The organism is Nitrosomonas sp. PY1 (assembly GCF_022836435.1).
In the GTDB taxonomy this organism is placed as follows: domain Bacteria; phylum Pseudomonadota; class Gammaproteobacteria; order Burkholderiales; family Nitrosomonadaceae; genus Nitrosomonas.
The window spans coordinates 1,976,172-2,000,218 of sequence record NZ_BQXC01000001.1 but is presented as its reverse complement, the minus strand read 5'-3'; the positions used below and the strand labels follow the sequence as shown (position 1 = coordinate 2,000,218).

Here is a 24,047-nt window from a genome sequence, read left to right as displayed (position 1 = left end):
AATAGTTTTTTTTGTAATTTGCGTTACTTTTCTACATATAACTAGGAGCTCGTACGATAAGATCGAATTGCTTCTTTGTCGAGCTCATTAGCGGGCACCAACTTGTAATGACGTTCTTCGACAACTTTCACTTGGCTGTCGTCTAAAGTTAACTCGAAGAGAGCTATTATCTCGCCCGGCATAAATTGCGCTGCAATCGATCGGCAGCGCATATCGGGGAATTTCTCTGCGGCGAAAGCGAGGTCTTGCCTGATCTGCACTATACCGATTTGGTCGTTACCACCTTTTGCTTGGACTGGGATGACATAGTGGCATCCGTATTTGTCGAGTCCGATATATACCTCGTCGATCTCAATCTGCCCTACGCCCGAAACAGTCGTTCGAAGATGGTTCTGCAAACTGTAAGTAGTAAGCCCGAGGAAAGTATCGATCAAGCGGTTATATCGTACGATTGCTAGCAAAGCTTGTTCGTCATCTAATGCATATCCTCTGATAAGTTCAGGTGTCGCATCCGGTATTGCTATGGTTACAAGTGCTTTGCTCGGAACAATTCGCGTAATCGTAACGAGACGGAAGCGATAACGTGCTCGTCCAGCTCCCTCAATAATCCATTCAAGTCCCTCTGGTTGTGTTTCGAGAATTTTCTGCGGCAATGGAATACGGAAACGGAACGAATAAATTAGGTCGCCGAGATTCTTCGGTAGAGCGATTTCTTGTTCCTTCGCATGCTCTTCGATTTCAATTCGGGCAAATTCGAATTCATTCGTTCCTTCGGTCCAGTGGTTAAAAAAAATCCGCTCAATTAGCGTTCGATAACGGTTGGTATCGGTTTTAACCATTGACTACCTTCCAGCGTTTATGAGCAGCTTCAATTTCCGATTGTTTGCGTTTCTTCGCGCCACTTTTTCGGTCGCGCTTCGACGATGGTTTTGCTACTCCGAAATGCTCGGCAGCCTCCGACATCTCCATATAAAGAAACTTAGCGTCGCCAAGTTTCTGCATTACTTTCACCGCCTTGATACTTACGCCGAGCGTTTGAACAACTTTCGCTGCAATGGCGCGTGCCAGAGGGGGCGGTACGGCATTTCCTATCTGTCGTGCGCCGTGCCATTTAGTCGCGTGGAAGCGGAACCAATCGGGGAAACCATGAAGTCGTGCCATCTCCCGAACCGTTATACAGCGTGCATATTTGTAATGGATCGGACGCGGGCTGGTAAAAGCACCGCGCGCCCCATCTGTTCCTGCACGAAGCGTATTCGACAGACCTGTCGGAGAAAGTTTGAGAAATCGACTGATGGGCTCGACTTCACCCTGTTTTGTAATCGCAAATCGCCTTTTCGAAATCACAGTGTGCACAGTACGTGCGCTCGAGGTCAGAAAATGAGCGTGCCAATCGCGCACGTATCCTAAATGCCATGAACCTTCAGTCATGCAACGCATTTCAGCGGCATAATCCGAGGGCTTTTTGAAAGCATTAGTCCTCACCGCATCGCTTTTCTTGAGGGTTTCAAAGCACTCCGCATTGGGTAAATCGCCGAGTGCATCTTCGCAAGTTGGACCGAATGGCAGGCCCCGAATATTTCGTTTCCCATCAGCAGGGTTAGTTATTGCTAAGGGGTAATCTGGAACCTCAATATCTTTTCGTGCGCCGAACAGAATCAAACGTTCGCGATGCTGGGGTACGCCGTAACTAGCTGCATCGAGGACGCGCCAAGGCATACGAACTTGGTATCCACGTACCTTGAAAGCTTCCACAAGTTCGTCAAGAAAGGCACGTTGCTTTCCAACAGTGAGTCCTTTGACATTCTCGAATACGAACGTTTTTGCATCCAACTCGGTCACCAGCCTTACAAAATCCATAACACAACTGTTGCGTGGATCGTCGAGGACTCGCTGACCGATCATCGAGAATCCTTGGCACGGTGGCCCACCGAACACGCAATCGATCTCGCGCCCTTCAAGTCCTGCAATGCGTCGGATTCCATCGCCAGTCAAGTCAGCTACCGAGCTCGGAATAACAATACAATTTGGAAAGTTGCGTTTGTGAATAGCGCAATGAATGGGGTCGATTTCGACAGCGGCGGCAACATCGAAGCCTGCCTGCTCGAAACCAAGGCTCATACCTCCTGCGCCAGCAAATAGATCAATGCCTACTGGACGGGTTATGGTCTTTTTTTTAGGGGCTACACGATTCGTCATAGACGAAGTTTAACATCGGACGGATTCAAAGTCGATCGAATTTTGATTGCCTTCCACAAATCTTACGATGCGGTCGAAAGCAACTGGAAAATCGGTAAGCTCGCATTGCCAGATGACAAGTACATTCCAGCCCTCCGCGCTGAGGGCAATGACATTCCGGTTGTCCCGAGTACGATTAGCTTCGACCTTAGGTCCCCAATAGTCCATACGGGATTTGGGCAGTCGACCTTTCGGGCAGTTGTGTCCATGCCAAAAACAACCATGAACAAAGATCGCCTTTTTTCTAGCAGGAAAAACGATGTCGGGAGAACCTGGCAAATCCTTGCGATGGAGGCGATAACGATAACCTGCGGCGAACAAGGCCTTTCGGATTTGCTGTTCGGGTCCGGTATTCTTAGTCTTGACGGATTGCATAATGCGCCGACGTTGATCGGGTGTACGTGTATCCATTGAGTGAATATAGCGGTATATATGGTAAATGTCTCGCTTTACAGCAAGGCAATGCCGATTCGCTTCTGGTGTCCAAACCGCATAGATGTGATCGATGAATGTTGGCGGGAGCATACCTTTTAACGTGCTCGACCGGCGCAGCAGTGGCGCAAGAAGGCTCAATGCCTGTGCTGCACCACTAAGTCGGGGGTATGCAACAGGGGCACGCAGTGGGCCCCTTTGCCAAGATGCGGGGGGACGAAAAAATGGAACATTTTGTAGTATGTGTAGTACCCCGCACCTCTTGCGCGTAGCGGGAAGTGGCTTGTAGTGCCGAATGGAATTTGTACTACATCAGCGCTTGAAAGATTTTTCGATCAACGCTCGCAGGCTCGTTTCAAATTCATCCAGTTTGTTATTGTTGATCAGGCGAGTGATATAATTTTCAGAATGTGATAAATCTTGCAGCATTTTTCCGTACATATCCATGTAGGTGCGGTAGTGACGGATTTTGTTCGGCTTATCCGGCATTGATCGATAGCCTTTCCTCAACTTCTGCATATCGTGAAAGCTCACGGTATATCGTGCGGGAAGATACACCGAATTGATCAGCGTACTGCATTACTCTGTTTTCTAAAATATGCTTAAAGACATCTATTCTTTCTTCGGGAATCAACTTTAAAAAATTAAAAATAATTCGCCTTCCCGATAGATCAGTATGGACGGCTTTACTGTTTGCTGTTTCTAGTATGATTTGAAATAAATGGTGCTCTTCTAATGATAAATAGTCTAATTGTTGAATTGGATTCGATGCTTTAAAGTTGCTCAAAGCTGATTTCGAATACCCCGCTAAATACTCAAAAAATTGATTAACGTTAGTTTGATTAGTAATAGGCTTTTGAGAAATATTTTTATTCTCGGTAGTGGTGAAACTGCTGGTAGAGGAAGATTTCTTAAGTTTCTTTATAATTTTTCTAAACGCTCTAAACTCATCTAAGCTTTCAAATTTTGGACGAAAGCACTCAACAAAATCGAATAAAAATTTAGTGAGACTTGTATATCCTTGCACAGAAGCTGACCAAAAAATTGTATTGAGCGCGGAATCAGGAGAAAGACCTTGCCGACCTACAGCTTCAAAAGTTTTGTATCCAATGCTTGTTGCTTCTTTAAATTTGGCATGATCTCTAAATATTTTTTTCTTTTCAGAATCCGCAGGAGTTACGTATTTGCGAAATGATAATCCTCGCCACTGAACAGTGGATTAATTGCTATATCTTTCTCATATATAGACCGTTGAGTATAAGAAACATCATCAACGATGGCATCTAATAAATGGCGATAGTTAAATTCTTGATACTCTTGTTTAAATTTATTTAGAGAATCCTTGTAGATTTTAATTTTCGTTACCAAAGATGAGCCTTTATTAATAGATTAAGCTGCTCATATATTAAGACGTTTATAATTTTGATGCTGCCGGAGCGAAATAATAAAGATTATAAGAGATTGTAAGTTTCTGAGTTTACTTCATTATAGGGGCTCAGGTGGTTGACTATTACTCTTCTTTTTCAAGAGCTCATCCAACTCTAGGTTTTTAGCATATCTTTGTAGTAAGTATTCCACTCTCTCTGGACCTAAAACTTCAATTGCTTTGAGTAGCATCATTTCTGAAATGATTTCTCCTTTCGATGGATTTAAAGATTTGCAAGCTATATCAAAAGCATAACGTGCTGCGCCATCTACATCCTTAATAGCTAGATTTACTTTTTTGTTAGCTTTAGTCATTTGCCGTAATCCTTTCTCGGGCATGATTAACAGGCAAGTATATGATTTGTCAATTATTTTATTTAATTAAAAATTTAAGAATTAGCGCAGAGAATCTGCGCTAATTTTCAATGAAATTGGTGATAGTTCCTGCGCTTAGCTTCGCAGTACGATGATTCCTCCCAAATATGAATTTGTCCATTTTTTGAGAGGAATATATGGATTACTTACTACCATAAGCCATATTTATAATGGTCTTAAGAGGCCGCTAGAGTTGATGGCAAGCAAACTTTCAACACGTTGTAAGGAAGCGGCTAATCTTAAAAGCCGACTTAAAATTCCCTCGATTACCGGGAATCTAGGTATCACACAAAAACTCGATAGCATTATCACTCGGGCTGAGCAGATGCTTCCTATAAAAGCTCATGCGCTGCATCAAGCCCAACAAGCTGAGAGGGCATATTCCGTACTTCATAATCTCATCGATAAGTCTTCCACACCGAACCTCGTGATATCCGTGCTGTTGATCGGTATTTGCGTGTTCATCGATGCAGGAGTTAATAGTTCATTCCTGTATAACGCCCACATGGTCAGCGGGCCATTTGCTGCGTTGCTTGTCAGTTCTTTAATCTCATTGACGAACGTGGTTCTAGCTGTTTGTGGGGGATATTACATCGGGCGTTTCTTGAATTACGGTTCACGCAGCATGGATACCGATACGCAAGAAATTAAAGCCATTCGAGATCGCGCCAAATGGCAGTTCAAAGTGTTTATCGCTGTGATGGTTTTCTTTATTCTGACTGTGGGACTAGTCAGATCAACGGAATCTCTGGACAAAATCGGTCATTCACTCGCGCATTACCATGAATTGATCGTAACACCTGAAGCTGTTTTTCTTGTTCTACTCAACATTTGCATTGCTGTCTTTTCGTTTAATAAAGGGAAAACGGGTTTCAGTCACCCATACGGCGATTACAGCACATATCAGCAAAGCGTTACCGCCGCTCATGACGATCTGTATCAGTCGTATGAAGATTACGTAGAAGAAATCGAGGATGCTTGCGATTCTGTTGAAGATGATGCGCAAGATCAAATCACTGCTCAGTCAAAAGCAATTAAAGAATACAACAAAAAGGTTGCTGAATGCCATCAGGCATCCCGCGAGCTTGAAGAAGCAACCCGCGCTGCTGAAAACGAATTCTCGGCGGAAGCTATCAGGGTCATCAACACGCACTCAGTGCTCGAAGGCCGAGAAATCGCTATCCCGGATGGCCTGCTCAATCATTTTCCCTTTAACGATGCAACCGAAATCGAGTTACCCGAGTTTTACCATCCTTCCCATCGTAGCGAGAACGATCCCGCATTGGCCAAGGCAAAAGCAGCGGCGCTCAAGCGATTGAGCGATGTACTGAAACGGCATGCTTAAACCTATTCAATCTTAATTTTCTAGGAGATTTCCATGAGACGAAGAAACAAAAAGCAAGATTTACCCAAAATCATCGCATTGAGCGCCGTATTGGCTGTGTGCACGGGGGCTATGGGTTATGCCGCATTTAATACTTTCGGCCAACCGACACCGGATCAATATGGCTGTTTCGAGGATATCAAACAACGCAACACCTTTGTGCTATTCGATGCCAGCGAGCCTCGGTTGAACGTAGAGCAGCACCGCTCGGTGCGACATTATCTGGATGAATTGTATGCCAGTCTGGAATTCAATGAACGCCTGAGTTTCATCACTACTGAAGGCGACCAGATCAGTTCGACACCGAAAGCCCGCTTCCATGTTTGCGGCACAGCGAAAACTTCTGACGACCTTGATGAGATCGGTGCGCAAAGCGCATCGGTAGGTTTTCTGAGAAAACAAAAGCAGCGCCTGTATGAGAATGTTTACGCTCCGCAAGTCGATGCGATGCTGTCACCAATACCGGATGAATCGCGCAAGCAAGTTTCGCAATCGCCAATGCTGGAAATGGTCAAGAATGTTTCACACATGAAGGATTTCATGCCGGGCAGCCGATTAATTCTTCTTAGCGACCTTTTGCAAAACTCAGATACCGCGCAATTTTGCATCAAACAGAACCAAATGCCGCCATTTCGCATATTTCGCAAACAAGAAAGCTATCAGTAACGGTTGATGCCAGACTCACTGGAAGGTATCGATGTGACAGTGCTTCTATTGCAGCGCTATGGTTACGGTCACCCTAATTTCCTAAAATATTGTAAGAACGAAGAAGAATTGACCACCTTTTGGCGCGACTACTTTACAGGTAATGGCGCAGTCAAGCCTACGTTTATCCGCATTCGCGAAGGCCATACCGCAGGGTAAAAGCGATGGCTCGCCAATATTCCAATCAACATCCCACCAGTCTGCTCGCGCTCCTAAGCATCACAGCCGGACTGGTGTGGTGGGCAACCAGTCTCAATCCGCCGCTTCTTGATGGCCGCATAGATTGGCTTAGTGCTTTAATTTACTTGTCGGCAGTCCTTGCCAGTCTAAAAACCCTAATCCGTTTGCTTGAAAATCTCGCACACTACATCGATCTTTTAGCTAGTCATGAACCCACAAGGCAAAAAGGTAGCGCCGCTTGGTCCACACTCAAGGAATTCAAAGACGGATTAACTAAAAATAATAGCGGACCTTTCTGGGGACGGTTTGCAGGAAGTTCTTCACCCGCTCTCTTTTTCGATGTTGTTTCGAATGCCTTGACCATAGCTTCTGCGGGTTCCGGAAAGGGAATTTATACAGTGATTCCATCTATTTTGATCATTCGGCACGGAAAAGTTGTGACGGATTTTAAATCAGAGCTAGTAGTTATGCTGAAATCTGCTTTAGAAAAACGCGGCGAAATTGTTCGAAAACTTAATCCCGCCAATTTATGGTCGGATATTATCGGTCCAAGCGATTCATACAATCCGCTCGATATCATTGCCGACGATCTGATGCGTCCCGGAGGTCTGCGGGATGTGATGGATGATTTGCGCGAGATGGCTGCACAGATACTACCGGAACCGGCGGGTAAGGAAACCGATAATTCCTACTTCAGGGAAGGAAGTAGATCCCTGATTTCAATAGGTGTTATATTTGAAATCATGATTGATTTATATGACGCAATGCTGTCTTCCGTTGCGTTATTGCTAGAAAATCGCCAGCGTCTCGAGGATTTGGCAAGATGGATTACGGGTGTTGATATCGATGGAAAGCCACACCCGGATGGCCCTTTTCCAATCGAGCGTACCGAATGGGCAAAGGTTCACGACCCACAGGATGTCGCCGAATTCGCGAAGCTGGTCAGAGCCAGAGCACTTAATCTCATTGCCTTGATGTCGGGCGACAGCCGCACGTTCGATAGCTTTATCACCGGAGCGCAACAAGCCTTGGCACCATTCGCCTTCGGACGCTTGGCGCCCGCCATGGCCCGCTCTACCTTTGCTATGCGCGATCTCAAGGAAGGCAAGAAACCGACTACGCTTTTCATCGTAGCCGATGCCAGCCGTATGGAAGCTTATAAAGCCTATATCGGTTTAATGCAGTGGTGTTGTACGACGGCAATGAAGCGTCATCCTGCCAAAGATCGCCCTGTGTATTTCATTCTGGATGAAGCCACGAATTACAAGATCAATGGGCTGGAGAGCCTGCTGACGTGGGGCAGATCGTATGGGATTCGTCTTCACCTAATATTTCAGGATTTTGCAGCTTTTGAGCGGACTTACTCTAAAACGGCATTAGATACTCTTCTTAGCGAAACTGAGATCAAACAATTCCTGCCCGGCCAGCGCTCGCCTAAAACGCTAGAAATGATTTCCAAAATGCTGGGAGAACAGTCTGTAATAGCCATGGGCGGCAATCGATCCATCGAGCATCTAGGCTTAAATGAAACCATTAGTGAAGTGGGCCGCCCGTTAGCTACGCCTGACGAAATCCGGCGCATGAAGAAAGGTATTTTATTCGTGCGCCAATACCGTCCGATTTTGTTTGAACCTGTATCTTACGCCGAGATCGAGCCTTGGCGCTCGCAAGTGGGCATCAATCCATTCCACGGCAAGCCTTTTCGCAGAAAAGTCAAACTACGCCTATAGGAGCAACTCATGAAAATGTATTCACCTCAAAAATTCCGTCCTTTTGCATGGTTATCGGTTGGCCTTCGCAGTATGGCTTATCTACTGCGCCATTGGTTCTTGCTATTGGTTGCAGACCTGATGATCTCACCAGTCGGCCCTCATCTGCTGGTTTGGTACACCTACAAAGAATTCAATGGATACCGCGTCTATAGCGATTGCTTGTATCTGGGCGGAGGAGGATTGAGGGAATTCGATAACTGGGGTGAATGCCCCGTGATCGTGATTATCGACAGAAAAAAACCTTAAATTTTTAACCACAACGACAGGAGATAACAATGAGCAATAGAAACTCAAACGACACACCGAATGATGCTACTCAATCTCATACAGGACGCAAGCCCGACCAGATTGCCTATACGGTGCGAGAAACAAGCAATGGCAAGGAATACTGGAATCGCATCGGGGCGATGTGGAAACACAAGGATGGACGAGGTTCTGAACTGGTACTGGACAGTATTCCGATGGACGGGCGCATTACGCTGCGTGAGCAAAGGGATCAGCGCATGCAGGACTATCAGGATGAACGAAGTAAACAACAACCTGTAAACAATACCCGAACCCGCGATCATGGGTACGAACGCTAATAAACGTTATGGCGACGAATTGTCGACGCAAACGACAAGCTTCTCAGGCAAGCATCCGGATTTTGCGAACGATGTACCTGATAGCTTTCGCAACGCGCCTTTGCAGCGCCGGGAATTCGATTATGCCCGCGATCCCTATATCGCCAAACAATTGAACGCGATGGAACTGACCGAAGCGCAGCGGCGCGGCGACAGTGAACGAAGCGGCGGATCGGAAATGGTGAAACGGGATAAACCGCATCTGGAGCTTCGTCCCGAACATGAACAAGCGCCCATCCGCGAAACGTTCAACCGGGCATGGCTGCGCGAACAGCGGGAAGCCCGGCTGAATGAACTGGAGCGGCAACGTGCACAGCGGCGGGAAAGTCCCGATCATTCCATGCATAGGGATCGGGAGGAACAAAGGCAGTGCCGTCACGGGACAGAACGTTAAATAGTTCCGGAAATTGAATACACGAGGTACGTTTTTTATTGCCAGCTTTAAAAGAATATGTTCTCTTTTTGTTCGTGTTTTAGACGACAGGGAGGGACACGAAATTATGAATAAATAACCCTTTCAAGGCAGCGCCTTGAATAATTCAAGGAGGCGAAGATGAGTAACAATACGGCAGAACAGAAGGAAAACAAACAGAAAGTCATTCCTGTCCCTGTATTGGATTGTGACGCATTTCGGGGAGACTTGGCTGATTGCGATTTTTCAACCGAGGAGGAAAATGAATATCTGGCTACTGTGTGGGATATTATGCGCATGATGGTTGATCTTAATTTAGATATGGATGCAGTGCATATGCTGATGCCTCCAACGCTTTGCAAGGCATTTAATGACGAAGATGTTGAGGCGAAACGGCAAACCGACCAAACTGAACCAGCCACTGAAAAGACAAACGGCGAAAGGAGCAACAATGGATAAAGCGGTAATTTATTGTCGGGTATCCACCAAGCGGCAGACGAAAGAAGGCGATGGTCTGGCTTCGCAAGCCACTCGTTGCCGTGAGTTTGCCCGCTATCGGAATATGGAAGTGGTCGAAGTATTTCAGGATTCTCAATCCGGCTCGCTGATTGATCAACCCGGTATGCAAGCGATGCTCAAATTCCTGCGAGCGCATCGTAAAGATAATATTACAATTTTAGTGGATGATGTGAGCAGGCTCGCTAGGGGGATGGAGGTCCATATTCGCTTACGGACAGAAATTGCGAGCGTAGGTGCGAAATTAGCTTCACCCAGTATGACGTTCGGAGAAGACTCGGATTCCATCCTCGTAGAGCACTTACTTGCCAGCGTGTCGTAGCATCATCGGCAGAAAAATGCCGAACAAACGCGTAACAGAAGACGAGCGCGTATGCTCAATGGCTATTGGGTGCATTTTGCGCCGATTGGGTATAAGTACGCTTCGAAACCCGGTCACGGAAAAGTTTTAGTTAGAAACGAACCGCTAACCAGTATCGTAGCTGAAGGATTGGAAGGCTATGCCAGCGGACGCTTTGAAATCAGGGCGGAAGTGAAACGCTTTTTTGAGCAGTTTCCAGAGTTTCCGACAGATGCCAAGGGCGAAGTCAGCAACGAGCATGTAAACCGGATTTTAAGCCGGGTAATTTATGCCGGACATATTCAATCGGACATCATGGATGTATCTCTGCGTCCGGCACAGAACGAGCCGCTGATTTCGCTGGAAACTTATCAGAAAATCCAGATGCGCATGCAAGAGAAACCCAAGATAGCGGCGCGGAAGGACTTAAACGAAAATTTCCCGATGAGAGGAGCAGTAAGGTGTGGCGACTGCGATAATCCATTGACCGCATGCTGGACGAAGGGCCGTAGCAAGCATTATCCGTACTACTATTGCTTTACCAAACGCTGTGAGGGCTACGGTAAAGCCATTGCCCGCGATAAATTAGAGGGAGAATTCGTGAGCCTGCTGCACCAGCTTGTGCCATCCGTTCCATTATTCAAAACCGCAACAAAGATGTTCGAGGTCTGGTGGAATTATCGGCAGGCACAAATTGCGCAGCGCGGGCACTCGATGGAAAAAGAAATACGCAAGCTGGATCAGTCCATTGAACAATTGATGGACAGATTAATTGAAACGGATAGCCAAACGATGATCAAGGCGTATGAAAATCGGATTAAGCAACTGGAAACCGACAAAGCAGTTCTGGTTGAAAAATCGACTCAATCCCTCCGTCCAATGCGTTCATACGATGCGGCACTTAGAACCGCTCTGGATTTTCTTGCAAGCCCTTATAAACTCTGGGATTCCGGGCGGTTGAGTGATCGCCGCGCAGTGCTGAAACTCGCTTTTCCGGGTGGGTTCCAATATCACCGAAATACAGGACTTAGAACCGCTGAAACCTCATTATCTTTCAAGGTGTTAGGGAGGCTCGGAAGTAAGCAAATTGAATTGGCGGAGAGAGAGGGATTCGAACCCTCGATAAGCTTTTTGAGCCTATACTCCCTTAGCAGGGGAGCGCCTTCGACCACTCGGCCATCTCTCCGGTTTTGTTACGATAAATGATCAGTATTAGTAATTTTGAAACTCAGCACGACTGCTACTTGCAGCAGCCAGCTACTCAAAGAGCCTGTTCCAGATCAAATGCTTTATGCAGAACCCGAACCGCTAATTCCATATATTTCTCATCAACTACTACGGATATTTTAATCTCAGATGTTGCGATCATTTGAATATTGATGCCTTCTTCAGCGAGTACGCGAAACATCTTACTAGCGATACCGGCATGTGAGCGCATGCCAACACCGACAACGGAAACTTTTGCGATTCTATCACCTCCGATGACGTCACGGGCACCAATATGTGGCTGAATCTTTTCTTTAAGGATATTCATTGCATTATTAAATTCATTGCGATGAACTGTGAATGAAAAGTCTGTTAACCCATCTTGCCCAACGTTTTGAATGATCATGTCCACATCAATGTTGGCATCGGCAACTGGCCCCAGAATCTGATAAGCAATACCCGGATGATCAGGAACGCCAACGACCGTAATTTTTGCTTCATCTCGGTTAAATGCTATTCCTGAAATAACGGCTTGTTCCATATTCTCGTCTTCCTCAAAAGTAATCAGCGTGCCTTGTCCGTCTTCTTCGAAGCTGGAAAGCACCCTCAACTTGACTTTAAATTTTCCTGCAAATTCAACTGATCTGAGCTGCAACACTTTAGAGCCAAGACTAGCCATCTCGAGCATTTCCTCGAATGTGATGGTGTTTAAGCGCCTGGCTTCAGCAACAACACGTGGATCAGTGGTGTAAATGCCATCCACATCGGTATAAATCTGACATTCATCGGCTTTGAGTGCTGCCGCTAATGCAACGCCCGTAGTGTCCGAACCCCCGCGACCCAACGTAGTAATGTTGCCTTTTTCATCGACACCTTGGAATCCGGCAACAACGATGACATAACCGGCCTCAAGATCGGTACGGATTCTAGATTCATCGATATTCAGTATGCGCGCTTTGGTGTGAGTACTGTCAGTTAAGATTCTGACTTGCGATCCGGTATAGCTTTTAGCATTGACACCGAGTTCCTTGAGTGCCATAGATAATAGTGCAATCGAAACTTGTTCGCCGGTGGATACCATTACATCCATTTCGCGTGGATCAGGTAACGCTTGTACTTCATGTGCGAGCGCGATTAGTCGATTGGTTTCACCGCTCATGGCTGAAACGACTACCACTAGCTGATGTCCTTGCGAATGGAATTTGGCGACTTTACGGGCTACATTTTTAATCCGCTCAGTGCTACCGACTGAGGTGCCACCATACTTCTGAACATAGAACGTCACGAATTACTAACCTATTACAGTAGGAAAACTGCGCTATTTTACACGATTATCAAATAAAAAAGACACTATGCGGATTTTTAATTTCCCATCCAAAAGATTATGGGCTTCTGTTCCAGTTGACTAAAGTACGTTCCCACAATTACGGGTTGATCGAATTGTAATGTTATTGTTTCGATTGCTTGGATAGGAATGGCAGCATTCGTGTGGATTGTGATGAGTCCACCTGAGAGTTTTAATTGACGCTCACCCGAGAGCGATAAAATCTCACCGTTTTTTAAGGTGAAGACTGCATCGGCCTGAATTGGATAGGAAGTTTCTTTGTCGTAGGGGCGGACAACGATTCCCAAAGCCAGTAATTGCGAACCTGTGAGATTCTTAGGGATTTGAATGGCAATCGACTGATGAGCTTGCTTTAAAAGAAGTGAGTCAAAAGTAATTGGCATCAGCGGATGTAATGCGGGATCGGGATCTATTTGTCGGCAATTTCTCAAGTAATACCAGCCTGCTGGATCGATGGGGACGCATAGAGGAGACACATTCGAGTCGATCAACGATGCCATGTGCTGCCACTGCGAGGAATAGATAGCCCGGAACGAAGGGGATTTGCTAATTTTAACCCCCCAAGCGGCCCAACCGGAACATACAAACCAGAATACAAACAGGAAAACTGAAATCGTCATTTTATTTCTCTGAAGGAGAGCAACATTGATGGTAAACAATGCAAAGACCCCGCTGAGAGCTAGCGCCATGCCGAAAAACATCAAAATGATTGTCCGATTAAGAGCAAGTTGTTGGAGATGAAGCAGATCCTGGTTCCATGAAACGTTCATTGCAAATACATTGATCATGGATTGGAAAAATAGCAATGATAAGCCGATCAATGCAAGAACTCCCGATGCTTTTCGTCGCCAGAGAATGAACAAGATCATAAGACTAAAAAGCATCATGCCTATATAAATACTCGTAGAAGCTGGTAATTCACGAAAAAAAGGACCTATTCCAATTTTTCCGATAAACCCTAAAGCGTATTCAATGGTAGCAGTGATTTTTAACGATAGCGTGTTATCAGAAGCTTGAAAAATCACGGAATGATTCGATCGATCTATAAATAGCTGAATGATTTGCAGGCAGCCCAGTACTGTAGAAACAATCGTAATGTTGCGGAAACGGTGGTTACTGACCATCGCTGTAATTACCATTGCTGGAAGCGTTGCAAGAATAGCCGGTTTGGAAAGAATTAATAAGGGGATAAACCATGACCACCAAGGAACTTCACGGTTCTTTTCAACAAAAGCGAGTGCCGTGATAGTGGCGATAAAGAAAGCTGAAAAATACGAAAAATTAATGAATGTTCGTGTTTCAAAATCAGCCACCATGGTAACCGCAATGGCCGTTAAAAAGCGTAATGCATCGCTTTGTATCAAGATACGGAAAGGGCGTAAACAGAACGTACTGATCATGACAGCAGCAAGGATAATGGCAGAACTGCTATAAAAATAAGGAATAACCGATGCTGGGAGATTTAAAAGGTTACCTAGCAAAGCAATCATGCGCGGTAACAATGGAATATATCCTGCATCGGTAGCAAATAAATTGTCGTATAACGAAGGGCTATTTGCATTGAGGAAGTAATTGGTCGCCATCTCAGCATACATTTCGCCACTCAATAACCATTGGTACTGCAGCGCAACGACATAGATACAGGATGAAACAACACACAATAGGAAAAACAGGATTGGACGCAGGGGGTGATCGTCGTTCAGCGGTTGCGTGCTTTCATTATGTAGCATCCAGTCGCGAAAAAATTGTAGATACGAAAGGGCAGATTTCAGCATGGCGTTTTTAGGTTAAACATTTAGGGGATATTTGCTAAACGCATACGATATTTTTCCGCGTCCCAATTGAGTAAGGCTGCAATTTGATTATGGCATAACGATGTCAGCATAGTACCGGCTTTTTGCCTTTTGATGACATCATAATAACAGCGTAACTGAACTTGCTTTGCGATACTGAAGGTACGGGTGACAAAGACACCATGGTCGCGGATAAATATCAATTCAGGTTTTTCATTGGGACTTATGGCGAATAGGGTTTCGGTCTGTTCCCAATTCGTATAGGTATATGCTTGCGGACCAAGAAATACGACGTGATCGGGGTAAAGTGCCCAGTCGGATGTGAGTCGGTCAAACAACGTTGAATGGGTTGCCAATTCATGTAATGTAGTGTCTTGAATTGGCACATAACTCGGGTGTCTAGAAACAGGAATAGGGCGTGTATGATCCGCTGCGCCAACCGGAGTTTGAAGTATGGTAATCAGCGTGTTGAGTGTTGTCACAATATCTGCGATGCTGGATCCACCTAGCACCACACCGTGGTTTTTTAAAAATACGACATCAACATCTTGTTTCTGCATGATCGCATCGTAAACTGCTTGGGCAAGGTCTTCCCCAGGTTTATGATAAGCCACTAAAACACTCGATAACGAATCACCTTGCGCCGTTATCAAAGTTTTTTCACAATCAGCTCGTACCAAATGGGCCAATATTTCGATGGCATGCAAATGAACTACAACTGGCTGTGGCATTAGCGCATGCAGCAGCGTTTCAATCGAAGGTTTTAATTCGCGCGTATCTATCAATTGAGGAGTTACAGCAAAATTACGTTGCTGAATAGCGTGTTGTAGTGCATTCGGATTGACCGGAACGAAAATGTCGTGTTGATCCGCCTCAGCCAACCAGGTTCCTGATGCTTTGATCCATAATGTGCCAGAGTCTTTCCATGACACATTACCACCCGCGCCCTGTACCAACAAAGGATTACTTCCAATATCAGCGCAAAACTGAATGATTTGCGCTCGTATCTGATCGTTATGGTTGTTCATGTAGTAGTAGTTTTTTCATGCTTTAGGAAGTTGCTGCTCCCATAAATCGGCACGTTTGGTACATACAGCATCGGCAGCGATAACGTGCTCGTTAAGCAATTTTACCAAGGCGGGAATTTCGCTATGCGCGTCTCGTCCTTGCAATTCTGGGGAAACCAGGCACAACTTGAAGCCAGCTGTCCGGAGCCGTTGCGCATCATGCGATCTCAAGGGAAAGCGACTGAAGCAATCAATCCATGCCCAATCCACTTTGCCGGTCAATGTTAAAGCGGTTTCAATCGACTCGAATTCGGATACTTTCACCGCACAGCGGCGCTCTCCAGCCTTTGACCATTTCACTAGAAACGGGAAAGATTGATCGAGAAAAAAATAATCCGTAATATTTTTTTCCCGCATCAGATCGATCAGCCGTGCTTCTAATCCTTCTTCTTTGATATTGAGAATCAAAGTTCCGTGCTGATAGGCATCGATCCATCGGGTCAGTAATTCACCGTTGAGAAATGGATCGTGTTGTAGAATCAGTTGACCATCAAAGCTACGGATATCGATTTCAACGCCATATTGTGAATCCGTGGCACGTAGCTCGTTGATGGTATTGCAGCGGTGAGCAATGAGTTTCATGCCGAGATATTTTTTTTCAGTTGCAAGCTAAAGTCAACGGTGCGACGAATGAATTTCCACTTGGCTGTCCAATTGACGTTCCAATGCGATACACCATGCGCCCGTTCACCAAATTTAACGGGGAAGCGATGCACCGCTAATCCTTGTCGTTGCGCTTGATAGTAAGCATATAAATCCAATGAGAAATCATGCGGCGGTGAATGCCAGGTAAGAAAAAAATCACGCGGAAAAAGCGTCGGTTGTGCATTGATGTCCCACATCGGTTTGGCCATCGCCGATGGTAAATGCCACATCCATGAAAGGACGATCGTAGCGTTGTCCTTTGATAAAGCTGTTGTTGCCGTAGCGATCAAATAATGCCATGCCTGCAGCATATCCTGCGGATCAGTTTGCATGTCAGCGTGTGTCCAACCGAGAATCTCTCCCTTGGCCGCTTTGAGACCGGATAGAATGCCAAAGCCATACCCATACCCTTGATTACTGTCTACGCGTATACTGCGGCAACCTGGATATTGGGGTAATAAGCTTTGCAATACTTCTGGTGAGCGATCGGTTGAGCCATTGTCAACCAGGATGACTTCAATACCGGACTGCATCTCCAAAGGTTTGCAGCGCTCCAGCAATAAAGGGAGGTTGGCGGACTCGTTATAGCAAGGAATCGTGCTTATCCGGTTAACTCCCAAGGTAGCTAGATGTAGTAGTGGGCCGTGATTTTTTTGTATAAAGTTCAGCATACGTCGGCGCAGTGACATCACCAGCAATGCCAAGCAGGGAACGGAATGCGTTGAAAGGGTAGAAACGGCGGTTGAATCGAAACGTGAATTCGTTGAGATAGGCTTGCAGGTGTTGCGGGCTGACGCCGTGGTGAATGCCACGTAACCATGTTTTGAGATTGGAGAACACGAGGTGAATGATGGGCAGAAAAGTTTCGGCAACTTGCATGTCGCCACGTTCCGCAACGGCGGTATGAAGATACCCTCGCTTTTCAAGCGCCGCGTAGCCGCTCCAGTCATCGGTAATGATGGTGGCGCCTGGCGTAACGACGCGCTCAATGAAACCGCCCAACGATTTGGCACTGCGGTCTGGCACCACAGCGAGCCGAACACGTCCGGCGTAACGCCCAGTCCTCCGCTTATTGAGGCTGCCACCGTGCTTGCGCTGTTTAACCTCGACCGCACCGGCGACGAGAACCATGTCGTGAACGCCTCGACCCTTGCCGCGAGTACGTCCTCCGACGTAGGTTTCATCGGCCTCGACGGCATCGAAGGGGTTGCCACCAATCCGATCTTGGTCGGGACGCACCATGCCGACCCGCAGTTTGTGGAGAATCTGGAAAGCAGTCTCATAACGCGACAGCCCGAGTTGCCGCTGGAATTGGGCAGCAGACATACCGGGTGTTTGGCTGGCAACCAAGTAGGCTGCCCAGAACCATACGGAGAGAGGTGTGTGGGTGCGTTCCATGACGGTGCCCGCAGTGAGGCTCGTGTCTCGGTTGCAGTGACGGCACCGACAAACGCTGGGGCGATTGGCGAAGCGATAAGGCTCTCCGAGTGTGCCGCAGTAGTCACAAACGAATCCGTCGCTCCATCGGGCGCGCTCAAGATAGGCCGCGCAGGCCGCTTCGTTCGGGAACAGTCGCTGAAAATCAGGAAGCGAGCGAGGGAACGGCAAATCGTCTCGCTCAAGCACGTCGATAACCATGACCACCTCAGGTTGGCGCAGATGCTCAACATACTACCGGTAGTGGGCTTGGGAGACAACCGGATAAGCACGCAAGGAATAATCAGTGAAAACTTCATACTTTAGTATCCCTCAGTGGTACATTTTTACACCGCTATTTATAGAAAAATTTCTCTACAAAACTTTAACTCTTTAAATTTGCAATCTGGGCCTGTTGTTGATGAGCTGAAAGCGCTGATTGCTCATGGGTGGACAGTCCCTAAACTCGCACATGAGCTCGGTAAAAGTTCGAGGCAGGTATATCGTTGGTTGGAGGGCGCTAAATGTAATGGAGAAATTCGGTGGGCAATTAGAATTCTTTTGAAAAAGTAGTCATACATACTTAATGATACATTATTTATAAGTATATGAAAGTTTTAAAAAATATACTTTTCTTATTTATTTTTTCCAAAAATAAATAAATAGTTTATGCTGTAGTAACTTAGCCTTAAGTAAAGTTACTGCAAAAAGAAATATTAGATCAAGGATGATTAATTGAATAACTGCAATAGCTCAGATATCGAAAAAGAACCTACATTTGAACTGAAACTAGGAGATTTTGAATATAGTAATAGAAGATCTTTAGGTAAAAGAAAAGAAAATAGAACTAAAGAACACGAAAACCAAGATCCCTTTTTCCTTGGTAGGGAAAAATTACTTACTAGGCTTATTGATCATTTAATAAACGGTTCAAAAGGATCATATTTAGTATCAGGATATCGAGGCGCTGGTAAATCAAGATTTGTAGAAGAAGCACTGAAAGAAGCGCAAAACAAACAATGCACTTTCGATAAATCTAAAAAGGATTGGATTGATGTTCGTATCAATCTTGGCAGCGATAGTAAATTAGATTCTAGAACCGTTTTATTCAGCATGATATCTTTACTAGAAGACAACTTTGAACAAAGAATAAGAAAGGGGCAAAGTCGATATGATTGTTTGGATTATTTTGTTTTAAAACAAAATAAAACATTTATTCTGAGTTCGCTATTTCTACTTTCTTTATTATTACTCTCCTCAAATCAAATTAACAATTATCTTTGTCTAAGTGAGCCTATTTTAGTTTTGGCACTGTGGACTTTTTCTTCGCTAATTTGCTTTGGAATTGTATCTTCTGTTTCTTCATCCACAGCCAAAAAAAAACCTATCCTTAAACACTATCTTGAAATTCTATCGCTCAAGAACGAAATACACGCTGCATACGAACAACAATTCAAAATTGAAAACAAATTCTTTTTTTATGGAGCAAAAGAATTAAGACCGCCTTTAGATAATAATCAAATTGAAGATAGACTCAGGAGATTTCTTGATAATATAGTAGAAAAAGAAGATATAAAAATAATATTTATTTTCGACGAGTTAGATAAACTAACTGGAAATGTTATAAATGATGGCACAGAAAATTTAGACTTAGTTAAAGAAACAAAGCTTAGAAAGAAACAAGTTGATGGAATATTGGGAGATCTAAAAAATCTTGTTACCGCTTCAAATGCAAAATTCATATTTATAGCCGGAAGGGATATGTATGATGCATACCTATCAGAGCGAGGTAGTACAAATTCATTGTATGAAAGTTTGTTTAATGATCATATCTATATTCCAAGCTTATTAACTGATCACTCTGATCAGCAAGTGTATTTACTTGATTCTATGATCGAGGCATTCTTAGTTTCACATCTTTTATCAAAAAATCAAAAAAAACAATTTAAGGAAGGAACGAAGGAAAAATACACTTACTTGACACTTCGGGAATTTGCAGAAACCATAAATGAAGACGCGCGTATTCAAACAAACTTCATACTAAAAATTTTTTTGCACTTCTTAACCCTGCATTCTTGGGGAAACTACAAAAGATTAATTACGTTATTCGAGTCTTTTGTTGTTGTTGAAGAAGGCACAAAAGAAGATGAATCAACTGGATATTCCCTTGTATTCTATACAGTTGATATTCAAAGATTTATTCTGGCATCCAATTTATACATAATGTTTCATCATAATTTGAGTAGGATTCTTATGAATTCGGATGACAAATTAGTAGTCTCAGCCTTCTCATTATTCCATCAAATACTAAAATATCATGGCTTCGGTTTTTCAAGAGAAAATATATTGAGAATGTACGAAACAGTCAACATACATAGTTCTCCCGAATTAGCAAAGATATTAGATGTAATTTTATATACTGTTCTTAGAAATCATATAAGAAGGATTCGTAATGGTTTTTATAGATACCGATTTAGTTTTCTGCACGAAAAAGAAATTCACTTCATAACAAATATTAATGATGATGAATCTGCCGCTTTTAGTTTTTCACTCAATGCGATGGATTCTGTAAAACAACATTTCAGGAATTTAATTACTTCTAGTCATTATTCACATACAGATGAGAATTATGGAAGTACTGCTTTAGCTTCAATCCATGTTGTTGTCGGAAATTTTCATTTCTGGGAACAATCCTATGACGAAGCTCAAATTCATTATGGGATAGCAATAGATATTCTAAATAAAGAGATCTCGTCTTACACATCAAATATTGACAAGATAAACGTTATATTACAGTTGGTTGAAGTATATTTGAGGCAGGGATCGGTAGCAGAACGTGTTGGAAGCTATGCTAAAGCTTCAGCAATTTACCTAAATGCCGAGATTAGGGCAGATGAATGTTTAAAAATTGTTTTGAGTACAGGCGTTAAAAGCCATGATTCGAAATGGGATGTATTAAAACAACCCAGGTGGGCAAAAAATTTTTTGAACCTAAAAAGAAGCGGAATTCATTATCTTCACGATACAAGCAACTTCTCTGATTTACCAGGCGCAACGGATGTAACTAAATATCGTGAAGCAGTACTTTTGCTTTTTCTTGAAAACCCAAAAACATCATATCGTACATTTTTGGATGTTGCTCGTTCTGTTGACCATGCAAGCGAGAGATCATATTTTTTACTAGGTAACGCATACTTAAAAGCAGCGTTTAGTTTATTGGTCGAAGAAAGTAATCGCTTATATGAAGAATTGCAAATTGAAAGATCCTGTTATCAGGACAAGAACTCTAATGAAGCAATTTGTTCTGTTCTTGTCAAGTCATTATCATATCTGATTGATTTTTTAGGAAAAATTCACCATGAATCTGAGTTTGAATTTAAACATTTTAATCCTAAAAATTTAGATAAATTTGAAGAGGAAATTAAAAATAAAAATATTAATAGGCATAATCTAAAATCTGAAGATAATCACTCTAAATTGATTCCGGCCTTTAAATTAATGCATCTCTCTGCATCTTATTTTTCTCAAGGGCGACTAAACCTTAATACTGCTATTTCAAAGTTGAGCATCGTAATGATGTGGTCCGCCTTACTGGATTTTCTCCCCTGGAGGCAAATTATATCGGAAGAATTCTCATCAAACTGTACTGTAGAGATAAAAGATGAAGAAGATGGAAGAGATAAATCGATTACAGTTCAAGAAGCAATAAAGTATATACAGAAAAAAATTGACAATTTTCATAGTGATTCTAACGCTTCAACAGGAAAGAGCAATTACTTTATTTATGTGGCTCAAGAGAGCGCATTAAAACATATCAGCTATAACACTGGGAAAGCTTTTTCGCATTTTATTAAAACTACCTCTTTAAGAAACTTGGGTAATACCGAGTTACCCAAGCCATTCGAACTTGAAGGAAATCCAAGAGATCTATTCTTGCATCCTTCATTTTTACAAGAACAAATGAATCAGCATTTTTCGGTTTTTGGTCAATTAATTATAGCTTCTATGTATTGGGAAGAATTAATTGTTAAAAATATTAATAGCATTAGAATACCGGTTGATGGCGATGGATATATAAGTAGGGAAAAAGATGTTGGAGATCAACTTATAAAAGGTGAAATATTGCCTTACAGTATTCGATATTATTCCACGATGTTATGGCTAAAAGGCCGTGAGTATTTATCACGCGTGCTAGAGTCGGAGAGTGATAACGAAATAACGTTCGACTCTAAGAGTGATATTATTTCAAATTCATTAAATGGAATTATTACGCTGTTTAGATCGGCGCAGTATGTTACAAAGACTTACGGCGAATCTTCATCAATGTCTCTGCCTCCTTTGTTTATTATTTACTATAATATGTGGGAAATTTTATTTAAACTTGCATCTATTCAAATACAAAAAATTCCAGGAAAATCATTTGAGGAGGCCGTTTATTGCATAAGAGCAGTATTAGATAAGACTCTATTAGAAATAAATTCTACACAAAAGGAAAAAGTGACAGACATTTCATCTCGTGTGTTTGATTTATCTCACGTTGAAACTATAGCTTTGGAACAACTAAGAATAGTTGAGCGCATGAAAGATCTAAATTCTAAAGACAGAACAAACATTCTAAGAAACAAATATTTTTTGGATGATGATTTTGAAGATAATGTCTTTAATTTAGACTGGTTTTATTGTCGTTTTTTTGCTCCTGGAGCTTTAGTTTATAGAATGATTATTAAGAATAAGATGAACTCTCTTAGAAAGAAGTGTTCAAACGATACTGCTTCAAAATAAGGTATTTTTCAGTGTTTTCTTCAAGCTTTAGAAGCACTGATCTACAATCCAAAAAGGGCAAGCGTCATTTTCTTGAAGTTGTGACATTTTTTCCTGGCACATCCTACCCCGGGTATATCTACCCCCGAGCGGACGCGAAGTAATACGTGCCGCTGGAAGCGAACTCATCCATTCGGTTTTCGGTATAGGTTGTTTTTCCTGAATATCCTGTACCCAGCCGCCTATTTCTTGCATGTACGCATAGTTGGTGTTACCCAACGAATGTGGGTGAAATCCACGATAGGCTGGAATTGCGCCGGCACATTGATTTTTTGTAATGAATTGCTTGAAATGCTGCCAATCCCAATAACACGTGAAATCGCAATAGTTCACTACCACCGGTAATTGGGGGTCGAGTAAGTGTTCCGCTTGACGTACTGCATTGATCGGTCCGAGCTTATGTGGTGCAATGCCGATAACTCTAGTGGAAGGACAGTAATGCTGCAGGATGACGTGCATGCGATAATCCGGTTCATCGAGATGCTGCTGATTGCAAATAAAAATAAAATCCGTTTCTCCCGGAAATAAGTCAATAACGTGCGCAATAATTGGCTTGCCTTCGATTTCAATCAACGGTTTGGGTATGGTGTATCCGGCACGGCGAAACCGCTCGCCAAAACCGGACATGGGAATGATGATTTACAAGAGTAGCTCGCTTAATGGAAGGGCTGGAGTGAAATGTTGATAGTATATTACAGGGTTTATAGGCTGTTTTTAATGGTTATTATGCTTTCATTAGCGTCCAGATTCCAATCGCAATAAATCCGACACCTGCAATGTAATGCAAGTACCGAGTATTGATTGTGTCCGATAAAAAGCTACCGGCTAAAACACCGATTCCGGAGGCAATAATTAAAGCTAAAGACGCTCCGACAAATACGGTCAATTTATTGACTTCCTTGTCGGCAGCAAACAGCATCGTGGCTAATTGCGTTTTATCGCCCAATTCCGCGAGAAATACGGTGGCGAAAATCGTCAATAAAATTTTGTAATCCATACTTTCATCCTGTAATTGAAAAAAGTGGGTGAAATAGCTGCCTTAACCATCCATAGTAGGCGCTTCTTTATTTCCGGTGCATAATGCCGAACCCAACGATAAATCGTTGGGTGATCTACTTCAAATCCCCGTTCCAGCATCATTTCTTCCAATTCACGATAACTGATTTCGTATTTGCAGTACCATCTGACACAGCCCAAAATGATACCGTCCTGGTAATTCCGCCATTTAAAATCACTCATTGCTTCTGCTCATCTAAAAAACCAATGCTAAGCTACAATACAGATTTCCTGCAACAGAACCATCGCGGCCATCGTGATGGGAATTTTTAAGATTGATTACGTTCTTACCTAAT

At 43.5% G+C, this 24,047-nt stretch carries 25 protein-coding genes, 1 tRNA gene and 2 pseudogenes; 12 read left to right on the top strand and 16 right to left on the bottom strand.

Going from position 1 to position 24,047, the window contains the following annotated elements; genetic code table 11:
• Nucleotides 1-41 precede the first annotated feature (41 nt).
• From W03_RS09225 to W03_RS09200, 6 genes are all read right to left on the bottom strand, one after another.
• Nucleotides 42-839: a hypothetical protein gene (locus W03_RS09225; protein ID WP_244072679.1), complete on the bottom strand. Its 798-nt coding sequence runs from the start codon at nucleotides 837-839 to the stop codon at nucleotides 42-44.
• On the bottom strand, nucleotides 832-2,199 hold the full coding sequence (locus tag W03_RS09220; protein ID WP_244072678.1) for a DNA cytosine methyltransferase: 1,368 nt from the start codon (nucleotides 2,197-2,199) through the stop codon (nucleotides 832-834). The genes W03_RS09225 and W03_RS09220 overlap by 8 nt, the downstream gene beginning before the upstream one ends.
• Nucleotides 2,200-2,208: 9 nt before the next feature.
• Nucleotides 2,209-2,763 carry a very short patch repair endonuclease gene (locus W03_RS09215; protein WP_244072677.1) on the bottom strand — a complete coding sequence of 185 codons (555 nt, stop codon included), beginning with the start codon at nucleotides 2,761-2,763 and terminating at the stop codon, nucleotides 2,209-2,211.
• Between the two features lie 219 nt (nucleotides 2,764-2,982).
• On the bottom strand, nucleotides 2,983-3,159 hold the full coding sequence (locus tag W03_RS09210; protein WP_244072676.1) for a hypothetical protein: 177 nt from the start codon (nucleotides 3,157-3,159) through the stop codon (nucleotides 2,983-2,985).
• Nucleotides 3,149-3,697: a helix-turn-helix domain-containing protein gene (locus tag W03_RS09205; protein ID WP_244072675.1), complete on the bottom strand. Its 549-nt coding sequence runs from the start codon at nucleotides 3,695-3,697 to the stop codon at nucleotides 3,149-3,151. Before W03_RS09205 ends, W03_RS09210 begins: the two co-directional genes overlap by 11 nt.
• A gap of 458 nt (nucleotides 3,698-4,155) precedes the next feature.
• Nucleotides 4,156-4,410: a hypothetical protein gene (locus tag W03_RS09200; RefSeq protein WP_244072674.1), complete on the bottom strand. Its 255-nt coding sequence runs from the start codon at nucleotides 4,408-4,410 to the stop codon at nucleotides 4,156-4,158.
• 256 nt (nucleotides 4,411-4,666) lie between these two features.
• Here W03_RS09200 and W03_RS09195 point away from each other — a divergent pair, with 256 nt between their 5' ends.
• From W03_RS09195 to W03_RS13545, 10 genes and pseudogenes are all read left to right on the top strand, one after another.
• A complete protein-coding gene (locus tag W03_RS09195; protein WP_244072673.1) occupies nucleotides 4,667-5,815 on the top strand; it encodes a hypothetical protein in 1,149 nt (382 codons plus the stop codon).
• A gap of 33 nt (nucleotides 5,816-5,848) precedes the next feature.
• Entirely contained in the window at nucleotides 5,849-6,520 is a 672-nt protein-coding gene (locus W03_RS09190) for a hypothetical protein (RefSeq protein WP_244072672.1), read from the top strand.
• Between the two features lie 6 nt (nucleotides 6,521-6,526).
• On the top strand, nucleotides 6,527-6,718 hold the full coding sequence (locus W03_RS09185) for a hypothetical protein (protein WP_244072671.1): 192 nt from the start codon (nucleotides 6,527-6,529) through the stop codon (nucleotides 6,716-6,718).
• Between the two features lie 5 nt (nucleotides 6,719-6,723).
• Nucleotides 6,724-8,469: a type IV secretory system conjugative DNA transfer family protein gene (locus tag W03_RS09180; RefSeq protein WP_244072670.1), complete on the top strand. Its 1,746-nt coding sequence runs from the start codon at nucleotides 6,724-6,726 to the stop codon at nucleotides 8,467-8,469.
• 9 nt (nucleotides 8,470-8,478) lie between these two features.
• Complete coding sequence (locus W03_RS09175) at nucleotides 8,479-8,757, top strand: hypothetical protein (protein ID WP_244072669.1); 279 nt, start codon at nucleotides 8,479-8,481, stop codon at nucleotides 8,755-8,757.
• A gap of 29 nt (nucleotides 8,758-8,786) precedes the next feature.
• Complete coding sequence (locus W03_RS09170; protein WP_244072668.1) at nucleotides 8,787-9,095, top strand: hypothetical protein; 309 nt, start codon at nucleotides 8,787-8,789, stop codon at nucleotides 9,093-9,095.
• Nucleotides 9,079-9,528, top strand: a complete 450-nt coding sequence (locus W03_RS09165) for a hypothetical protein (RefSeq protein WP_244072667.1) — start codon at nucleotides 9,079-9,081, stop codon at nucleotides 9,526-9,528. Before W03_RS09170 ends, W03_RS09165 begins: the two co-directional genes overlap by 17 nt.
• Before the next feature lie 159 nt (nucleotides 9,529-9,687).
• Nucleotides 9,688-10,005, top strand: a complete 318-nt coding sequence (locus W03_RS09160; RefSeq protein ID WP_244072666.1) for a hypothetical protein — start codon at nucleotides 9,688-9,690, stop codon at nucleotides 10,003-10,005.
• Entirely contained in the window at nucleotides 9,998-10,384 is a 387-nt protein-coding gene (locus tag W03_RS09155) for a recombinase family protein (protein ID WP_244072665.1), read from the top strand. Before W03_RS09160 ends, W03_RS09155 begins: the two co-directional genes overlap by 8 nt.
• Before the next feature lie 51 nt (nucleotides 10,385-10,435).
• Nucleotides 10,436-10,996 (top strand): annotated as a pseudogene (locus W03_RS13545) (zinc ribbon domain-containing protein); the annotation flags it as partial.
• A 499-nt stretch (nucleotides 10,997-11,495) separates the two neighbouring features.
• Here W03_RS13545 and W03_RS09150 read toward each other — a convergent pair.
• The 7 genes from W03_RS09150 to W03_RS09120 all read right to left on the bottom strand — a co-directional run bounded on the left by W03_RS09150 (nucleotide 11,496) and on the right by W03_RS09120 (nucleotide 18,096).
• Nucleotides 11,496-11,588, bottom strand: a tRNA-Ser gene (locus W03_RS09150).
• 75 nt (nucleotides 11,589-11,663) lie between these two features.
• On the bottom strand, nucleotides 11,664-12,893 hold the full coding sequence (locus W03_RS09145) for an aspartate kinase (RefSeq protein WP_244072664.1): 1,230 nt from the start codon (nucleotides 12,891-12,893) through the stop codon (nucleotides 11,664-11,666).
• 77 nt (nucleotides 12,894-12,970) lie between these two features.
• Nucleotides 12,971-14,728 (bottom strand): hypothetical protein, encoded by a 1,758-nt coding sequence (locus W03_RS09140; RefSeq protein ID WP_244072663.1) that lies wholly within the window; start codon nucleotides 14,726-14,728, stop codon nucleotides 12,971-12,973.
• A gap of 20 nt (nucleotides 14,729-14,748) precedes the next feature.
• Entirely contained in the window at nucleotides 14,749-15,774 is a 1,026-nt protein-coding gene (locus tag W03_RS09135; protein WP_244072662.1) for a class II aldolase/adducin family protein, read from the bottom strand.
• A gap of 15 nt (nucleotides 15,775-15,789) precedes the next feature.
• Nucleotides 15,790-16,395: a phosphatidylinositol-specific phospholipase C/glycerophosphodiester phosphodiesterase family protein gene (locus W03_RS09130; protein ID WP_244072661.1), complete on the bottom strand. Its 606-nt coding sequence runs from the start codon at nucleotides 16,393-16,395 to the stop codon at nucleotides 15,790-15,792.
• On the bottom strand, nucleotides 16,392-17,129 hold the full coding sequence (locus tag W03_RS09125; RefSeq protein WP_244072660.1) for a glycosyltransferase: 738 nt from the start codon (nucleotides 17,127-17,129) through the stop codon (nucleotides 16,392-16,394). The genes W03_RS09130 and W03_RS09125 overlap by 4 nt, the downstream gene beginning before the upstream one ends.
• The gene (locus W03_RS09120; RefSeq protein WP_244070736.1) at nucleotides 17,068-18,096 is read right to left on the bottom strand and encodes an IS1595 family transposase; all 1,029 of its coding nucleotides are present in this window, start codon (nucleotides 18,094-18,096) and stop codon (nucleotides 17,068-17,070) included. Before W03_RS09120 ends, W03_RS09125 begins: the two co-directional genes overlap by 62 nt.
• 114 nt (nucleotides 18,097-18,210) lie before the next feature.
• Here W03_RS09120 and W03_RS13540 point away from each other — a divergent pair, with 114 nt between their 5' ends.
• Together W03_RS13540 and W03_RS09115 are read left to right on the top strand one after the other, a co-directional pair.
• On the top strand, nucleotides 18,211-18,447 hold the full coding sequence (locus W03_RS13540) for a helix-turn-helix domain-containing protein (RefSeq protein ID WP_375792719.1): 237 nt from the start codon (nucleotides 18,211-18,213) through the stop codon (nucleotides 18,445-18,447).
• A gap of 162 nt (nucleotides 18,448-18,609) precedes the next feature.
• The gene (locus W03_RS09115; RefSeq protein ID WP_244072659.1) at nucleotides 18,610-22,656 is read left to right on the top strand and encodes an ATP-binding protein; all 4,047 of its coding nucleotides are present in this window, start codon (nucleotides 18,610-18,612) and stop codon (nucleotides 22,654-22,656) included.
• A 27-nt stretch (nucleotides 22,657-22,683) separates the two neighbouring features.
• Here W03_RS09115 and W03_RS09110 read toward each other — a convergent pair whose 3' ends face one another.
• From W03_RS09110 to W03_RS09100, 3 genes and pseudogenes are all read right to left on the bottom strand, one after another.
• Entirely contained in the window at nucleotides 22,684-23,322 is a 639-nt protein-coding gene (locus tag W03_RS09110) for an NTP transferase domain-containing protein (protein ID WP_244072658.1), read from the bottom strand.
• A 97-nt stretch (nucleotides 23,323-23,419) separates the two neighbouring features.
• Nucleotides 23,420-23,692 (bottom strand): TMEM165/GDT1 family protein, encoded by a 273-nt coding sequence (locus tag W03_RS09105; protein ID WP_244072657.1) that lies wholly within the window; start codon nucleotides 23,690-23,692, stop codon nucleotides 23,420-23,422.
• 59 nt (nucleotides 23,693-23,751) lie between these two features.
• Nucleotides 23,752-23,934: pseudogene (locus W03_RS09100) on the bottom strand (IS6 family transposase); the annotation flags it as partial.
• Nucleotides 23,935-24,047: the final 113 nt, after the last annotated feature.

Bases quoted from the DNA above. Each gene is read 5' to 3' on its own strand.
- W03_RS09215 (WP_244072677.1), bottom strand. From the start codon at position 2,763: ATGCTCCCGCCAACATTCATCGATCACATCTATGCGGTTTGGACACCA.
- W03_RS09210 (WP_244072676.1), bottom strand. From the start codon at position 3,159: ATGCCGGATAAGCCGAACAAAATCCGTCACTACCGCACCTACATGGAT.
- W03_RS09135 (WP_244072662.1), bottom strand. From the start codon at position 15,774: ATGAACAACCATAACGATCAGATACGAGCGCAAATCATTCAGTTTTGC.
- W03_RS09225 (WP_244072679.1), bottom strand. From the start codon at position 839: ATGGTTAAAACCGATACCAACCGTTATCGAACGCTAATTGAGCGGATT.
- W03_RS09200 (WP_244072674.1), bottom strand. From the start codon at position 4,410: ATGACTAAAGCTAACAAAAAAGTAAATCTAGCTATTAAGGATGTAGAT.
- W03_RS09160 (WP_244072666.1), top strand. From the start codon at position 9,688: ATGAGTAACAATACGGCAGAACAGAAGGAAAACAAACAGAAAGTCATT.
- W03_RS09175 (WP_244072669.1), top strand. From the start codon at position 8,479: ATGAAAATGTATTCACCTCAAAAATTCCGTCCTTTTGCATGGTTATCG.
- W03_RS09130 (WP_244072661.1), bottom strand. From the start codon at position 16,395: ATGAAACTCATTGCTCACCGCTGCAATACCATCAACGAGCTACGTGCC.
- W03_RS09165 (WP_244072667.1), top strand. From the start codon at position 9,079: ATGGGTACGAACGCTAATAAACGTTATGGCGACGAATTGTCGACGCAA.
- W03_RS09195 (WP_244072673.1), top strand. From the start codon at position 4,667: ATGGCAAGCAAACTTTCAACACGTTGTAAGGAAGCGGCTAATCTTAAA.
- W03_RS09190 (WP_244072672.1), top strand. From the start codon at position 5,849: ATGAGACGAAGAAACAAAAAGCAAGATTTACCCAAAATCATCGCATTG.
- W03_RS09110 (WP_244072658.1), bottom strand. From the start codon at position 23,322: ATGTCCGGTTTTGGCGAGCGGTTTCGCCGTGCCGGATACACCATACCC.
- W03_RS09120 (WP_244070736.1), bottom strand. From the start codon at position 18,096: ATGGTTATCGACGTGCTTGAGCGAGACGATTTGCCGTTCCCTCGCTCG.
- W03_RS09155 (WP_244072665.1), top strand. From the start codon at position 9,998: ATGGATAAAGCGGTAATTTATTGTCGGGTATCCACCAAGCGGCAGACG.
- W03_RS09125 (WP_244072660.1), bottom strand. From the start codon at position 17,129: ATGCTGAACTTTATACAAAAAAATCACGGCCCACTACTACATCTAGCT.
- W03_RS09220 (WP_244072678.1), bottom strand. From the start codon at position 2,199: ATGACGAATCGTGTAGCCCCTAAAAAAAAGACCATAACCCGTCCAGTA.
- W03_RS09170 (WP_244072668.1), top strand. From the start codon at position 8,787: ATGAGCAATAGAAACTCAAACGACACACCGAATGATGCTACTCAATCT.
- W03_RS09105 (WP_244072657.1), bottom strand. From the start codon at position 23,692: ATGGATTACAAAATTTTATTGACGATTTTCGCCACCGTATTTCTCGCG.
- W03_RS09185 (WP_244072671.1), top strand. From the start codon at position 6,527: ATGCCAGACTCACTGGAAGGTATCGATGTGACAGTGCTTCTATTGCAG.
- W03_RS09180 (WP_244072670.1), top strand. From the start codon at position 6,724: ATGGCTCGCCAATATTCCAATCAACATCCCACCAGTCTGCTCGCGCTC.
- W03_RS09140 (WP_244072663.1), bottom strand. From the start codon at position 14,728: ATGCTGAAATCTGCCCTTTCGTATCTACAATTTTTTCGCGACTGGATG.